Origin of the sequence: Streptomyces spinosisporus (assembly GCF_022698145.1) — a bacterium.
In the GTDB taxonomy this organism is placed as follows: domain Bacteria; phylum Actinomycetota; class Actinomycetes; order Streptomycetales; family Streptomycetaceae; genus Streptomyces; species Streptomyces spinosisporus.
On record NZ_JALDAX010000005.1, the window covers coordinates 161,316 to 175,668 of the forward strand.

Here is a 14,353-nt window from a genome sequence, read left to right on the forward strand (position 1 = left end):
GGACAGGGGCGGAGGAGGAGTCACTTGCCGTAGGCGAGCATCAACTTCTCCTTCGTGTCGTCGTTGCCGTTGAGCCGGGTGGTCGAGAGGTAGAAGCGTCCGTCGACCCAGTCGAAGTCCTTGGAGAAGAAGCCGTTCTCGACCTCCGCCGCACCGGCGGGGTTCTGCAGCAGCTTCACCGGCTTGTGGGACGAGCCGCCGGTCGGGATCGACACGACCTGGCCGCCCGCGTCGTACGACGGCTCCACATAGGCGATGAGCTTGCCGCCCTCGGTCCTGATGGGCAGCATCGACTCGTCCGCCGGGGACTTCACCCGCCACTTCTCCTTGCCGTTGGCGAGGTTGATCGCGACGACCTCGTTCGCGCCGCTGGTGGCCTCGGTCGGCAGATAGAGCGTGGTCGAGTCCGCGGCGACGCCCTTGCAGCCCTGCAGATCACGCTGGAGGATCGCCCAGCCGCACTGGGGGGCGAAGTCCTCGTCGAAGCTCACCTGCGACTTGTACTTGCCGTCGGAGCCGAAGGTGGAGATGTTCCACGCTTTCTTGTCCTCGTTCGTGCTGTAGACCACCAGCGGGTCGAGGGAGTACGTCCGCGCGACCGACCAGCCCTTGTCGAACTTCTGCGTCCACTTGGCCTTGCCGGTGGTGGGGTCGAGCTCCTGCATCTCGTCGTGCTCGTTCGACCCGGTGGCGTCGCAGGAGGACACGGCGATCAGCTTGCTGCCGCCCGCGAACGCGGTCGGGAAGCAGGCGTCGCCGTACTTCTTCTTGTCGAAGAGCTTCTTGCCGGAGTCGACGTTGTAGGCCACACCGGACTGCGAGCGCCCGACCATCAGCGTCTTGCCGGTGATCGACATGGAGATCGTGATGGCGCTGTCGAACAGCGCGCCGTCGGCGAGCTCCGTCTTCCAGCCCTTCTCACCGGTGTTGAGGTCGATCTGCTGCAGCTGGTTGCACTTGGCGCGGTCGCTGGTGCCGCTCTCGTAGGCCACCACGACCTTGTCGTCGGCCGTCTGCTGCGGGGTGACCGCGCAGATCTTCTGCGGGAAGGTGATCGGGTCCCAGGTGGGGTTGCCGTCGCCGGTGTTGTAGGCGAAGAGCTGCTTGTACGCCGCCTTCACCGCCGTCTTGTCGGTGATCCACATACCGGGGGCGTCGGCTCCCGAACCGGGCGCGTCCGGCGCCTCCTTGTACCAGAGCACCTTCGCCTCGCCGGGCTGGCGGCCGGAGTTGAGGTCCTCGGGGTCCTCGCCGCCGTCGCCGCTGCCGTCACCGGGGTTGACCGGGGCGCTGGCGGTGGGCTTGGGGTCGTCGCTCTTGTCGGCCACCGGCTTCTTGTCGTCGTCGCCACCGCTGGTCAGGGCGAAGACGGTGCCGCCGATGACGGCCAGCGCGACGACGGCCGCACCGATGGCGAGGCCCGGCTTGCCCTTGAAGGGGTTCTTGGAGCCGGAGCCGGGCGGCGGGGTGCCGGGGCCGCCCGGGTACTGGGGCTGGGGGTAGCCGTAACCCGGCTGCTGGCCGTACGGACCCGGCTGCTGCGGCTGGCCGTAGGGTCCGGGCTGCTGACCGTAGGGTCCGGGCTGGGCGTACGGGCCGGGCTGCTGGCCGTAGGGGCCCGGCTGCTGGGGCGCCTGCGGGTAGCCGTAGCCGGGCTGCGGGGCGCCGGACGGCGGGGACTGCGGTGGCGGCGGCGTCTGGGGCGGACCCTGGGGCGGCGGCGGAGTCTGTGGAGCTCCGAAACCGCCCTGCGGCTGCTGCTGCGGCGGCTGGTTGGGCGGCTGACTGGGCGGCTGAGTCATCAGCGCGTCTCCCCCTCGTTCACTGATTTTTAGCCACGCCCTGAGCTGTGTGACGGACCCAGAGTCGTACTCAGAAAGTTCTCAGACGGCTCTTTCTATCACTCGGGCCCGGCAGCCCACCGAGCCGTGTCACTCCCTGTTCCCAAGGGAGGACCGGGCCGTGACGCCCCCGTTATGCGCCTTCACGCACCCTTCACGCGTCCTCGGCGAGTTCCAGCCAGCGCAGCTCCAGTTCCTCGCGCTCGCCGGCCAGCTCCCGCAGCTCCGCGTCCAGTTCCCCGACCTTCGCGAAGTCCGTGGCGTTCTCGGCGATCTGCGCGTGCAGCGTCGTCTCCCGCTCGGAGATCTTGTCGAGCCGGCGCTCGATCTTCTGCAGCTCCTTCTTCGCGGCACGCTGGTCCGCCGCGCTCCTGTCGGGCACGGCCTTCTGCGCGACGGGCGCCGCGGCGGCCGCGACCGCCTCCTCCATCCGCCGGCGCCGCTCCAGGTACTCGTCGATGCCGCGCGGCAGCATCCGCAGGGTGGCGTCGCCCAGCAGCGCGAACACCCGGTCGGTGGTGCGCTCGACGAAGAAGCGGTCGTGGGAGATGACGATCATCGAGCCGGGCCAGCCGTCGAGGACGTCCTCCAGCTGCGTCAGGGTCTCGATGTCGAGGTCGTTGGTGGGCTCGTCGAGGAAGAGGACGTTGGGCTCGTCCATCAGCAGCCGCAGCAGCTGGAGCCTGCGCCGCTCACCGCCGGAGAGGTCCCCGACCGGCGTCCACTGCTTCTCCTTGTTGAACCCGAACGTCTCGCACAGCTGCCCGGCGGTCATCTCCCGGCCCTTGCCGAGGTCGACGCGCTCGCGCACCTGCTGGACGGCCTCCAACACCCGCAGCTGCGGGCTGAGTTCGGCGACCTCCTGGGAGAGGTAGGCGAGCTTGACGGTCTTGCCGACGGCGATCCGCCCGCCGGCCGGCTGGGTCTCGCCCTCACTGCGGGCCGCGTCCGCCATCGCGCGCAGCAGGGAGGTCTTGCCCGCGCCGTTGACCCCGACCAGACCGATCCGGTCGCCGGGGCCCAGCTGCCAGGTGACGTGCTTGAGCAGCACCTTGGGGCCCGCCTGGACGGTGACGTCCTCCAGGTCGAAGACGGTCTTGCCGAGCCGCGTGGAGGCGAACCGCATCAGCTCGCTGCTGTCCCGGGGCGGCGGTACGTCCTTGATCAGTTCGTTGGCGGCCTCGACCCGGAAGCGGGGCTTGGACGTACGGGCCGGAGCACCGCGGCGCAGCCAGGCCAGCTCCTTGCGCACGAGGTTCTGCCGCTTGGTCTCCTCGGTGGCGGCGATGCGCTCGCGCTCGGCGCGGGCGAAGACGTAGTCGGAGTAGCCGCCCTCGTACTCGTAGACCGCGCCGCGCTGCACGTCCCACATGCGGGTGCAGACCTGGTCGAGGAACCAGCGGTCGTGGGTGACGCAGACGAGCGCCGAGCGGCGCTCGCGCAGATGCCGGGCGAGCCAGGCGATGCCCTCGACGTCGAGATGGTTGGTGGGCTCGTCCAGGACGAGCAGGTCCTGCTCCTCGATGAGCAGCTTGGCGAGCGCGATACGACGCCGCTCGCCGCCGGACAGGGGGCCGATGACGGTGTCCAGGCCCTGCGGGAAGCCGGGCAGGTCGAGGCCGCCGAACAGTCCGGTGAGGACGTCGCGGATCTTGGCGTTGCCCGCCCACTCGTGGTCGGCCAGGTCCCGGATGACCTCGTGACGGACGGTGGCGGCGGGGTCGAGCGAGTCGTGCTGGGTGAGCACACCCGCGCGCAGCCCGCCGGAGTGGGTGACCCGCCCGGAGTCGGCCTCCTCCAGCTTCGCCAGCATCCGGATGAGGGTCGTCTTGCCGTCGCCGTTGCGCCCGACCACCCCGATCCGGTCACCTTCGGAGACGCCGAGGGACACGCCGTCGAGGAGGGCACGGGTGCCGTACACCTTGCTGACGTTCTCGACATTGACCAGGTTGACGGCCATTACTCTCCTGCGTACGGGGGTCGGTCAGCCTTCTAGCCTAGGGCCTGCGGGGGTGAGAGCGGGGCGCGAGGGGGTTGTCACTCTTTGTGATGACGTGATCGGGAACGGACGGCTACCGTGAAGGGCAGGCAGCAGGATCCCGTCCATGGGAGGAACGATGACCGCCGAGTCCGCAGGGCACCACGTGCGCTGGCCGGTGCCGCCGCTGGACGGATACACCGTGGACGACCTGTTCACGCTGCCTGATCTCCCGCCGCACACCGAGCTGATCGACGGGAGCCTGGTTTTCGTGAGTCCGCAGCGCCGTTTCCACTACCTTGTGATCGACCTGCTGTTCAACGGGCTTCGCAGCTCGCTCACGCCGGAGTTCAATGTCGAACGGGAGATGACCGTCGTCCTCGACAAGCGCAACGGCCCTGAACCCGATGTCAGCGTGGTACGGGCCGACGCGGTCACCGGGCTGGAGCAGACCAGGTTCCAGGCGGAGGACGTACTGCTCACCGTCGAGGTCGTGTCCCCGGACTCCGAGTCCCGCGACCGTACGACCAAGCCGCACAAATACGCCGCCGCCGGGATCCCCAACTACTGGCGCGTCGAGCAGGACGGAACCACGGGCGGGCCCATCATCCACGTCTACGAGCTCGAACAACTCAGCAGCTCCTACGTGCACATGGGCATCCACCGCGAGCGGATCACGGTTGACAAGCCCTACCCCGTCGACATCGACCTGACCGCGATCGTCAAGGGCTGAGCTCCTCAGAGAACCGTCGCCCCCGGCGCCGGACTCGAGGCGGCGCGCACTTTTTGGCAGGTGCCCGAGGTCTCCAGGGCCTGGGCCACTTTCGCTGCCGACTCCTTGTCCCGTGCGAGGAAAGCCGTAGTCGGGCCGGAGCCGGAGACCACGGCGGCGAGGGCGCCGGCGGCGCGACCTGCCGCGAGGGTGTCCGCCAGTTCCGGGAAAAGGGAGAGGGCGGCGGGCTGCAGGTCGTTGGAGACGGACGCGGCGAGCGCGTCCGCGTCGCCCTTGGCGAGCGCCTCGACGATCTCCTGCGAGGCGACGGGCTCGGGGATGTCGGTGCCCTCGCCGAGGCGGTCGAACTCACGGAAGACGGCCGGGGTCGACAGCCCGCGCCCCGCCATCGCGAAGACCCAGTGGAAGGTTCCACCGACGTCGAGGGTGCGCAGCTTCTCGCCGCGCCCGGTGCCGAGGGCCGCCCCGCCGACCAGGCTGAAGGGGACGTCGCTGCCCAACTCGGCGCAGATGGAGAGGAGTTCGGCCCGGGAGGCGCCCGTCTGCCAGAGCGTGTTGCAGGCCAGCAGGGCGCCCGCGCCGTCCGCGCTGCCGCCCGCCATGCCGCCGGCGACGGGGATGTCCTTGGCGATGTGGATGTGGACGTTCGGCTCGAAGCCGCGCCGCTCGGCGAGCGCGAGGGCCGCGCGGGCCGCCAGGTTGCTGGTGTCCAGGGGCACCTGGTCGGCGTCGGGGCCCTCGCAGGTGACGCGCAGTGCGTCGGCGGGCGTCACGGTGACCTCGTCGTAAAGGCCGACCGCCAGGAAGATGTTGGCCAGGTCGTGGAAGCCGTAGGGGCGGGCGGCACCCACAGCGAGCTGGACGTTGACCTTGGCGGGGACGCGTACGGTGACGCTCACTGGGGACCGGGCTCCTTGTTCTCGGCGTTCTCGGCGATCTCAGCCGTCTCGGCGTGGTTCCCGGTGTGCCGGGCGTGCTCCGCGATGCGCACGAACTCCTCGACGCCCAGGGCCTCGCCCCGCGCCTGCGGCGACACCCCGGCGGCCACCAGGGCCTCCTCCGCCGCCGCGGCCGAACCGGCCCATCCGGCGAGGGCGGCCCGCAGCGTCTTGCGGCGCTGGGCGAACGCGGCGTCCACGACGGCGAAGACCTCGCGGCGCGTGGCGGTGGTCTTGATCGGTTCGGTCCGGCGGACGAGCGAGACGAGCCCGCTGTCGACGTTCGGGGCGGGCCAGAAGACGTTGCGTCCGATGGCGCCGGCCCGCTTGACCTCGGCGTACCAGTTGGCCTTCACGGAGGGGACGCCGTACACCTTCGAGCCGGGCGCCGCGGCGAGGCGGTCGGCGACCTCGGACTGGACCATGACGAGGGTGCGCTCGATGGTCGGGAAGGTGTCGAGCATGTGCAGCAGGACGGGCACGGCGACGTTGTAGGGGAGGTTCGCGACCAGCGCCGTCGGGGCGGGGCCCGGCAGCTCGGTCACCTGCATCGCGTCGGAGTGCACCAGCGCGAAGCGCTCCGCCCGCTGCGGCATCCGGGCCGCGACGGTGGCGGGCAGCGCCGCCGCCAGGACGTCGTCGATCTCCACGGCGACGACACGGTCGGCGGCCTCCAGCAGCGCCAGGGTGAGGGAACCGAGCCCCGGCCCGACCTCCACCACCACGTCGTCCGGCCGCACATCCGCGGTCCGCACGATCCGCCGGACCGTGTTCGCGTCGATCACGAAGTTCTGACCACGCTGCTTGGTCGGCCGAACACCAAGAACCGCCGCAAGCTCACGAACATCGGCGGGACCCAGAAGGGCGTCGGGAACGGGGCTGCTACTCACGCGTCAAGGGTACGGGGCGACAATGGGGGGTGGGACGTCGGCCGCCGGGCGCTACCGGGGCTCGCCCCGGACCCGAGTACCGGGGGTCGGTCGACAGCCGCCGCTACGGCTGGCGCCCGGCACGAGCGCCGGACATCGACGACGGACGCCATCGGGGCCGGGCCGGGGCCGCCAGACGCCGACCGACGGCACGACCAGGGCCGGGGCTGGTACCCGGGCGCCAGATGCCGGTCGACAGCGTCAACGGGTCGGGGCCGAGACCCGAGCGCCGGGCGCCGGGCGACAAGGCCACTCGGGCCGGGGTCGGAACCCGAAAGCCAGGCAACAGCCGACAAGCGCCGCCGGGGCGCAAGGGCCAGGCATCGCCCGGCTCGGGTCACCGGCGACCCGCCGCGCCCAGGCACCGCTCACCCGTGCAGTCGTGCCCCGCAATGCGGCCAGGGCCCCGCCCCCCGGCGGACGTACAGCTTCTTGGCGCGCAGGGTCTGTTCTTCGGCCGAGGCGTTCTCGGGGCGGCCGGTGCCGCCGAGGGTGTGCCAGGTGCGGGAGTCGAGTTGGTAGAGGCCGCCGTAGGTGCCGGAGGGGTCCACGGCGTCGGGGCGGCCGCCCGATTCGCAGGCTGCGAGGCCGCGCCAGTTCAGGTGGTCGGCGCCGTGTACGGAGGTCGGCATCGGCTTGGTGCCCACCTTGACGACCTGGGTCCTCGGTTCGCGCACCAGCTCCGAGTGGGTCCTGCGCGGCTTCTGCTGCACGCCGTTGACGGTGCGCAGCAGGTACGTGACCCGCCGCAGCCCCGGTCGGCCCGCCCGCTCGACGACCTCCGTGCCCTTGAACAGCGAGGGGTCCTCGGTGCGCTCCACGTCGTACGGGATCGCCTCCTCGCGGACCTCCTTGCTGCCCCGGATCCTCAGCACGGTGACCGTCTGCCCGTCGCGCGGGAAGCTGTCCGCCGGGACGGAGGTGGTGTCCTGGCCGTGCAGGGTGATCCCGGCCTCCTCGACGACCTCCCGCACGGTCGCCGCGTTGGTGCGGACGGTACGGGTGCGCCCGTCGGCCATGACCGTCACGGAGCGCTCGGTGCGCACGTCGAGCGCGAGCCCGTGGCGCCCGATGGGCAGCGAGCGCGAGGTGGACAGATATGCGCCCTGCGCACGCACCCCCAGCTCTTCGAGCGCCCCCTGCACGGTGTGCGCCGTGGTCCACACCTCGTGCCGCTGCCCGTCCAGGGTGAGCCGGACGGGCCGCCCGTAGTGCACGGCGACCTCGTCACCGCTGGCGAGTTCCGTGCCGGGTGCCGGTACGACCACGTCGTGCGCGCCCACCTCGACGCTCTCCTGCGCGAGCAGTTCGGTCACGTCGTCGGCGAAGGTGTGCAGCGTGCGCGGCTTGCCGTCGACGGTCAGCTCGATCGCCTTGTCCTTGGCGACGAACGCGGTGGTGCCGCCGGCGAGGAACGCGACGACCAGCGCCTGCGGCAACAGCCGGCGCACAGGGCGGTCCGTGCGCTCGCCGTAGCGCGCCTTGCGGCGCCGCGCGCCCCGGCGGCCGGTCCCGTCCCGCGTGACGTCCGCGGGCATTCCCTCACCGCCGGGCACCCCCTCACCACCGGGCACCCCCTCACCACCGGGCACCCCCTCACCGACAGGCGCCCCCTCACCGACCGGCGCCCCGGCGGGCGTGGTCGCAGCCTCGTAGGCGGGCCGGTAGGTGTCGTCGTACGCCCCCGACACCCCGTACCCCAGCGTCCGTGCGCTGTGCACGTCGAACCCCTCGTACTCCGGCGGCCGGTACGCCGGGTCCGGGCCCTGTGCCTCGTACATCGCCTCGTACATCTCGTACGTCTCGTACTGCGACTTGCTCACGCCGACACGCTCCAGGGGCCAAGGGGTCCAGAAGGGTCCGGAATCGGGCCACCAGAACCTAGCGGAGGGTGCGTCACTCTCCAAAGCCGCGCAACTACACAGGGTGGTGACGGGGCCCAGGATCGAACCCCATCAGTGTTATCGGAGGGTTATGAACCATCCACCCTCAGTAGCCGAAGGCGCGGGCCGTGTTCGCCGCGAGGGCTGTCGCCAGCGCGTCCTCGTCGATGCCGCGCACGGCCGCCATGGCGCGCACCGTGACCGGAATGAGATACGGCGCATTGGGCCGTCCGCGGTACGGCGCGGGCGTCAGGAAGGGCGCGTCGGTCTCCACGAGGACCAGTTCCAGGGGGGCCACGGCGAGCGCGTCCCGCAGATTCTGGGCGTTCTTGAAGGTGACGTTGCCGGCGAAGGACATGAAGTATCCCGCGCGGGCGCACACCTCGGCCATCTCGGCGTCGCCGGAGTAGCAGTGGAACACCGTCCGCTCGGGGGCGCCCTCCTCCTTGAGCACGCGCAGCACGTCCGCGTGGGCGTCGCGGTCGTGGATGACCAGGGCCTTGCCGTACCGCTTGGCGATCTCGATGTGGGCGCGGAAGGAGGCCTCCTGGGCGTCCTTGCCCTCGGGCCCGGTGCGGAAGAAGTCGAGGCCGGTCTCGCCGACGCCCTTGACCTGCGGGAGCGCGGCCAGGCGCGCGATCTCGTCGAGCGCCTCGTCGAGCGCCGCCGTACCCCCCGGCTCGCGCGCGCCCTGCCGGGACCAGCCGTCGGGGTCGCCGTGCACGATGCGGGGCGCCTCGTTCGGGTGCAGGGCCACGGTCGCGTGCACGGAGTCGTACGCCTCCGCCGTCTCGGCCGCCCACCGCGATCCCCGGACGTCGCAGCCGACCTGCACGACGGTCGTCACGCCGACCGAGGCGGCCTTCGCGAGCCCCTCCTCCACCGTGCCGGACTGCATGTCGAGGTGGGTGTGGGAGTCGGCGACGGCCACCCGCAGGGGTTCGGGGAGCGGCGGTGCCGCGTTCTTCTCACGGGGGCCGGAGCTGTTCGAAGGCATGCCCCGATCCTACGAAAGGGGCATGCCCGGACCGCAGGAGCGGTCAGCCCGCCTTGTGGTGGAAGGGGTGCCAGAGATCGGACAGGTGCCAGTGGTGGCCCTGCCGCTCGGGCTCGGCGGCCTGAGAAGCCCCGGCCGCCGGGGAAGCCTCGGCCGTCTGGGAGGCCCCCGTGGCCTCAGGAGTTCGTGCCGCCCCGGCCGTCCCGCCGCCCTCCGCGGCCGCCGCCTCCTTGGCCGACCGCCGCGTCTTCGGCATCTCGGCAGGCCGGGCCGGCGGTGTGCGGTGGTACTGCCGTAGCTCCGCGTCGCGGGCCGACGAGACCTGTCCCGCCCGCATGATCCGCACGCTGTGCCCGTCGCAGTTCTGGCAGGTGGGCTTGGACAGCGGGGAGGGGACGATCCGGTTGCCGGCGACGTACAGCACGAACTCGTGGCCGTCGGCGTCCTTGTGGTGCTCTATCTCGTACGACTGTTCCCAGCCGTGCCCGCAGCGCATGCAGGCGAAGGAATACGACTCGTGCACGACTGCGGTCGCCGCACCGCGGAGGCCGGGCTGCCCTGCGATCTCGCTCATGCCAGCTCCTCTTGTCCGCTGGACACAGGGACGGGTGCGTCCCTGTGTCCAGTGGACGCTTCTACCGGCGCGAATGCATCAGGCCTGTCGACTGTTGGAGCCGATTTGGACTTTCCTTGCCAAAACGGCCCCGGTCAGGGGGTCTGCGCTTTGCACTCCACGATAGTCCTTTGCCTGCCCGCGGGGCGCGCGCTCAGCGGATATGCGCGGTGCTCAGAGGCGGTACGAGCCCCTCACACGCCCCTCACGAACCACTTGCGGCAGCGGCGTTCTTCGCAGCCACAACCGCGTCGAACACCGTCCGCTTGGGCAGCCCGGCCTCGGCGGCGACGGCAGCGATCGCCTCCTTGCGCCGCTCCCCCGCCTCCTCGCGCACCCGCACCCGGCGGACCAGCTCCCCGGCGTCCAGTTCCTCGGGCCCCTTCTCGGGCGCTCCCTCGACGACGACGGTGATCTCGCCGCGCACGCCCTGCGCCGCCCACTGCGCCAGCTCGCCGAGGCCGCCGCGCCTGACCTCCTCGTACGTCTTGGTCAGCTCCCGGCAGACGGCGGCCCGCCGCTCGGCGCCGAAGGCCTCGGCCATGGCGGCGAGGGTGTCGTCGAGCCGGTGCGGGGCCTCGAAGTAGACGAGGGTGCGCCGCTCGGCGGCCACGTCCCGCAGCCGGGTCAGCCGCTCGCCCGCCTTGCGCGGCAGGAACCCCTCGAAGCAGAACCGGTCCACGGGCAGCCCGGACAGGGCGAGCGCGGTGAGCACGGCGGACGGGCCGGGGACGGCGGTGACCCGGATGTCCTTCTCGACGGCGGCGGCGACCAGCCGGTAGCCGGGGTCGGACACCGACGGCATCCCGGCGTCCGTCACCAGCAGGACGCGCGCGCCGTTCACCAGTTCCTCGACCAGCTCGGGGGTACGGGCCGACTCGTTGCCCTCGAAGTACGACACGATCCGCCCCTTGGGCGTGACCCCCAGGGCCTGCGTGAGGCGCCGCAGCCGCCGGGTGTCCTCGGCCGCGACCACGTCGGCCCCGGCCAGCTCCTCGGCCAGCCGGGGCGGCGCGTCCGCGGTGTCGCCGATGGGGGTGCCCGCCAAAACAAGGGTTCCAGTCACCCCCTCATCCTCCCAGGGGCGCTGCGCGGCGCACGCAGACCGCCCCGTTACCGCACATGCACGGGACTCACACAGCACGGTTCCCTACGATGGCGCGGTGACCAGTACCGCGTCCTCCCCGGACACCCGGCAAGGCCAGGCCCCGCACGACCAGCGGCCGTCGTGGCAGCAGCGGCTGCGCCGCTTCGGATACACGGCGGGACCCGGAGACGACGTACGGGAGCGCCTCGTGCCGCCGTACGTCCGGCCGGGCCCGCGGGTGTGGCAGGTGCTGGGGATTCCGCCGGCGCTCGCGGACCGGATCGCGCGCTGGTCCGGCTGGGGCGGCCCGCTGCTGGTCACGCTGATGGCGGGCGTGATGCGCTTCTGGCACCTGGGCAGCCCGAAGGCGGTGATATTCGACGAGACGTACTACGCCAAGGACGCCTGGGCGCTCGTGCACCGCGGCTTCGAGGTCAACTGGGACAAGAACGCCAACGACCTCATCCTGCAGACGAACGGACATGTCCCGATCCCGACGGACGCGGCGTACGTCGTGCATCCGCCGGTGGGCAAGTACGTCATCGGGCTGGGCGAGCTGATGTTCGGCTTCAACCCCTTCGGCTGGCGGTTCATGACCGCGCTGCTCGGCACGCTGTCGGTGCTGATGCTGTGCCGCATCGGGCGCCGGATCTTCCGCTCGACCTTCCTCGGGTGCCTCGCGGGCGCACTGATGGCGGTCGACGGGCTCGCCTTCGTGATGGCCCGCACCTCGCTGCTCGACGGCGTGCTGATGTTCTTCGTGCTGGCCGCGTTCGGCTGCCTGGTCATCGACCGCGACAGGACCCGAGCGAAACTCGCCGCGGCACTGCCCGCCGATCCGGACGGGCGTGTCCGCCCGGACGCGTACACCGCGGAACACACCCGCTTCGGATGGCGGCCCTGGCGCTGGCTGGCCGGGCTGATGCTCGGTCTCGCCATCGGCACCAAGTGGAACGGCCTCTACATCCTCGTCGCCTTCTGTGTGATGGCGGTCCTGTGGGACGTCGGCTCCCGCAAGGTCGCCGGCGCCCGGCACCCGTACAGCGCGGTCCTCAAGCGCGACACGGGCCTCACCTTCCTGGCGACGGTGCCGGTCGCGATCGCCACCTACCTGCTGTCGTGGATCGGCTGGATCCTGTCCCCCACGAACGGCTCCGGTGGCTACTTCCGCAACTGGGCCGCCACCGACGGCAAGGGCGGCAGCTGGACCTGGCTGTTCCCGGACTGGTGGCGCAGCCTGTGGCACTACGAGCACGAGGTCTACAAGTTCCACGTGGGCCTGTCCTCGCCGCACACCTACATGTCCAACCCGTGGAGCTGGCTCGTCGACGGCCGCCCGGTCTCGTACTTCTACGAGTCCCCCTCGCCCGGCAAGGACGGCTGCCCGGCCGACGCGGGCGGCAAGTGCGCCCGCGAGGTCCTGGCGATCGGCACCCCGCTGCTGTGGTGGGTGGCCTGCTTCGCCGTCCTGTACATCCTGTGGCGCTGGTTCTTCCGCCGCGACTGGCGCGCGGGCGCGATCGCCTGCGGCATCGCAGCCGGTTACCTCCCCTGGTTCATGTACCAGGAGCGGACGATCTTCTTCTTCTACGCCGTCGTCTTCGTACCGTTCCTGTGCCTGGCGGTCGCCATGCTCCTGGGCGCGATCATCGGCCCACCCGGCTCCAGCGACAGCCGCCGCGTGGCGGGGGCGACGAGCGCGGGCGTCCTGGTCCTGCTGATCGCCTGGAACTTCATCTTCTTCTGGCCCCTGTACACCGGCACCGCGATCCCCATCGACGACTGGCGGTCGCGGATGTGGCTGGACACCTGGGTGTAGGTGAGGGCTCTCAGGGCTCGTCCGGGGTCCTGATCAGCACCTGCAGCGCCTTCACCAGACGTGTCGCGTCCTTCTCGCCGAGCGGGGCGAGGAATTCGCGTTCCGCTGCCTCGCGGGCGTTTTCCGCGTCGGCCCGGACCCGTCTGCCCCGTTCCGTCAGCTCCACGACGTTGCGGCGGCGGTCCTGCTCACTGCGGCGCCGCTCCACCAGCCCCTTGCCCTCGAGCGTGTCGACGAGCGCGACCATCGTCGTGCGGTCCACCCCCAGCCGCCGCGCGGCCTCCAGCTGCGACAGCGGGCGGCCCGCCGCCAGCACCGCGAGCACGGCCAACTCCCGGGCGTCCAGCCCGAACGGGGCCAGTGCGGGCCCGGCATGCCCGTTCAACCGCAGCTGCGCGTGCTTGAGCAGGTAGCCCAGCCGCGCGCCGAGCAGCTCCTCGACCGCGGTCCCGTCGTCGTCAGCCTCCGCCATCCCGGAATCATAGCCAGCGGCTGATAGTCAGCAGGGTGATAGTCAGCATCACTGACGATCAACTATCGTGACGGTCATGTCCATCGACGCACCCCATCGCGCGCTCCGCTTCGGTGTCAAGACGACGCCCATGCACCTGGCCTACGACGACATCCTGCGGGTCTGGGAGGAGGCCGACGAGTTGCCCGAACTCGACGACGCCTGGCTGTGGGACCACCTGATGCCGCTCGCCGGACCGCCCGGAGGCGCCGTCCTGGAGGGCTGGACGCTGCTGGCTGCGCTGGCCGCCCGCACCGTCCGACTGCGCCTCGGCCTGCTCGTCACCAGCAACGCGCTGCGCGCCCCCGCCCACCTCGGAAAGATCGCCACCACCGTGGACGTCATCTCCGACGGGCGCCTGATCATGGGCCTGGGCGTCGGCGGCACCCGCCGGCCCGACGGCCACAACCCGGCGGTCGCCGAGTACGCCGCCTACGGCCTCCCGCTACCGAGCCCCGGCGAGGGCCTGGCCCGCCTCACCGAGACGATCACCATCCTGCGCCGCATGTGGACGGAGGAGGTCTTCGACCACGACGGCCCCTTCACCACCCTGCACGGCACCCGCAACGGCCCCGGCCCGGTCCGGCCCGGCGGCCCGCCGCTGCTGCTGGGCGGCTGGGGCGACCGCACGCTGCGCATCGTCGCCGAGCACGCCGACATCTGGAACGTCCCCGGCCCGCCCCACAACGGCACCGACTGGATCGCCGAGCGCGCCCGCGTCCTGGACGCACACTGCGCGGCGATCGGACGCGACCCCGCGGAGATCACCCGCTCCGCGCAGATCATCGTCGACTACGCCGACCCCGCCACCACCCGCGCCCACGTCCACGCCCTCGCCGCTGCCGGCATCCGGCACGTCGTACTCGCCCTGCCGCGCCCCTACCCGGCCAGAGCGGCACGCTGGCTCGTCGACGAGATCGTCACCCCTGTACGCGAGAAGGGCGCCTGACCCGCCCTAACAATCAGGGAACACCCGTCCCATACGCCACCTCCACCGCGTAATGTTCGCGTGCAGGGTTCTTCT

At 71.4% G+C, this 14,353-nt stretch carries 12 protein-coding genes; 3 read left to right on the plus strand and 9 right to left on the minus strand.

The genetic code is table 11. From position 1 onward, the window contains the following. Window positions 1–20: 20 nt before the first annotated feature. Together MQN93_RS15260 and MQN93_RS15265 are read right to left on the minus strand one after the other, a co-directional pair. Window positions 21–1,802, minus strand: a complete 1,782-nt coding sequence (locus MQN93_RS15260; protein ID WP_242709890.1) for an outer membrane protein assembly factor BamB family protein — start codon at window positions 1,800–1,802, stop codon at window positions 21–23. A gap of 193 nt (window positions 1,803–1,995) precedes the next feature. Further along, complete coding sequence (locus tag MQN93_RS15265) at window positions 1,996–3,801, minus strand: ABC-F family ATP-binding cassette domain-containing protein (protein ID WP_016436438.1); 1,806 nt, start codon at window positions 3,799–3,801, stop codon at window positions 1,996–1,998. Between the two features lie 157 nt (window positions 3,802–3,958). Here MQN93_RS15265 and MQN93_RS15270 point away from each other — a divergent pair, with 157 nt between their 5' ends. Continuing rightward, window positions 3,959–4,552 (plus strand): Uma2 family endonuclease, encoded by a 594-nt coding sequence (locus MQN93_RS15270; RefSeq protein WP_242710162.1) that lies wholly within the window; start codon window positions 3,959–3,961, stop codon window positions 4,550–4,552. A 5-nt stretch (window positions 4,553–4,557) separates the two neighbouring features. Here MQN93_RS15270 and MQN93_RS15275 read toward each other — a convergent pair whose 3' ends face one another. The 6 genes from MQN93_RS15275 to rsmI form a co-directional block, all read right to left on the minus strand. Beyond that, window positions 4,558–5,451, minus strand: coding sequence for a 4-(cytidine 5'-diphospho)-2-C-methyl-D-erythritol kinase (locus tag MQN93_RS15275; RefSeq protein ID WP_242709891.1), 894 nt, complete (start codon window positions 5,449–5,451; stop codon window positions 4,558–4,560). After that, window positions 5,448–6,380 carry a 16S rRNA (adenine(1518)-N(6)/adenine(1519)-N(6))-dimethyltransferase RsmA gene (rsmA, locus tag MQN93_RS15280; protein WP_242709892.1) on the minus strand — a complete coding sequence of 311 codons (933 nt, stop codon included), beginning with the start codon at window positions 6,378–6,380 and terminating at the stop codon, window positions 5,448–5,450. The genes MQN93_RS15275 and rsmA overlap by 4 nt, the downstream gene beginning before the upstream one ends. Before the next feature lie 407 nt (window positions 6,381–6,787). After that, window positions 6,788–8,242, minus strand: coding sequence for a resuscitation-promoting factor (locus MQN93_RS15285; RefSeq protein ID WP_372504363.1), 1,455 nt, complete (start codon window positions 8,240–8,242; stop codon window positions 6,788–6,790). Between the two features lie 166 nt (window positions 8,243–8,408). Continuing rightward, window positions 8,409–9,299, minus strand: a complete 891-nt coding sequence (locus MQN93_RS15290) for a TatD family hydrolase (RefSeq protein ID WP_242709893.1) — start codon at window positions 9,297–9,299, stop codon at window positions 8,409–8,411. A gap of 43 nt (window positions 9,300–9,342) precedes the next feature. After that, on the minus strand, window positions 9,343–9,873 hold the full coding sequence (locus tag MQN93_RS15295; protein ID WP_242709894.1) for a hypothetical protein: 531 nt from the start codon (window positions 9,871–9,873) through the stop codon (window positions 9,343–9,345). Between the two features lie 244 nt (window positions 9,874–10,117). Further along, window positions 10,118–10,978, minus strand: coding sequence for a 16S rRNA (cytidine(1402)-2'-O)-methyltransferase (gene rsmI / locus MQN93_RS15300; protein ID WP_242709895.1), 861 nt, complete (start codon window positions 10,976–10,978; stop codon window positions 10,118–10,120). 97 nt (window positions 10,979–11,075) lie between these two features. On the opposite strand from rsmI, the gene MQN93_RS15305 reads away from it, so the two are divergent. Further along, on the plus strand, window positions 11,076–12,818 hold the full coding sequence (locus MQN93_RS15305) for a dolichyl-phosphate-mannose--protein mannosyltransferase (RefSeq protein ID WP_016436446.1): 1,743 nt from the start codon (window positions 11,076–11,078) through the stop codon (window positions 12,816–12,818). Window positions 12,819–12,828: 10 nt separating this feature from the next. Here the strand turns inward: MQN93_RS15305 and MQN93_RS15310 are convergent, their stop codons facing one another. Further along, a complete protein-coding gene (locus MQN93_RS15310; RefSeq protein ID WP_242709896.1) occupies window positions 12,829–13,290 on the minus strand; it encodes a MarR family winged helix-turn-helix transcriptional regulator in 462 nt (153 codons plus the stop codon). A gap of 76 nt (window positions 13,291–13,366) precedes the next feature. Between MQN93_RS15310 and MQN93_RS15315 the strand changes: the two genes are divergently transcribed. Then, window positions 13,367–14,278: an LLM class flavin-dependent oxidoreductase gene (locus MQN93_RS15315; protein WP_242709897.1), complete on the plus strand. Its 912-nt coding sequence runs from the start codon at window positions 13,367–13,369 to the stop codon at window positions 14,276–14,278. The last annotated feature ends 75 nt before the right edge of the window (window positions 14,279–14,353 follow it).

Coding starts and splice junctions, on each gene's coding strand:
- MQN93_RS15315 (WP_242709897.1), top strand. CDS start 13,367: ATGTCCATCGACGCACCCCATCGCGCGCTCCGCTTCGGTGTCAAGACG.
- MQN93_RS15270 (WP_242710162.1), top strand. CDS start 3,959: ATGACCGCCGAGTCCGCAGGGCACCACGTGCGCTGGCCGGTGCCGCCG.
- MQN93_RS15310 (WP_242709896.1), bottom strand. CDS start 13,290: ATGGCGGAGGCTGACGACGACGGGACCGCGGTCGAGGAGCTGCTCGGC.
- MQN93_RS15265 (WP_016436438.1), bottom strand. CDS start 3,801: ATGGCCGTCAACCTGGTCAATGTCGAGAACGTCAGCAAGGTGTACGGC.
- MQN93_RS15290 (WP_242709893.1), bottom strand. CDS start 9,299: ATGCCTTCGAACAGCTCCGGCCCCCGTGAGAAGAACGCGGCACCGCCG.
- MQN93_RS15260 (WP_242709890.1), bottom strand. CDS start 1,802: ATGACTCAGCCGCCCAGTCAGCCGCCCAACCAGCCGCCGCAGCAGCAG.
- MQN93_RS15295 (WP_242709894.1), bottom strand. CDS start 9,873: ATGAGCGAGATCGCAGGGCAGCCCGGCCTCCGCGGTGCGGCGACCGCA.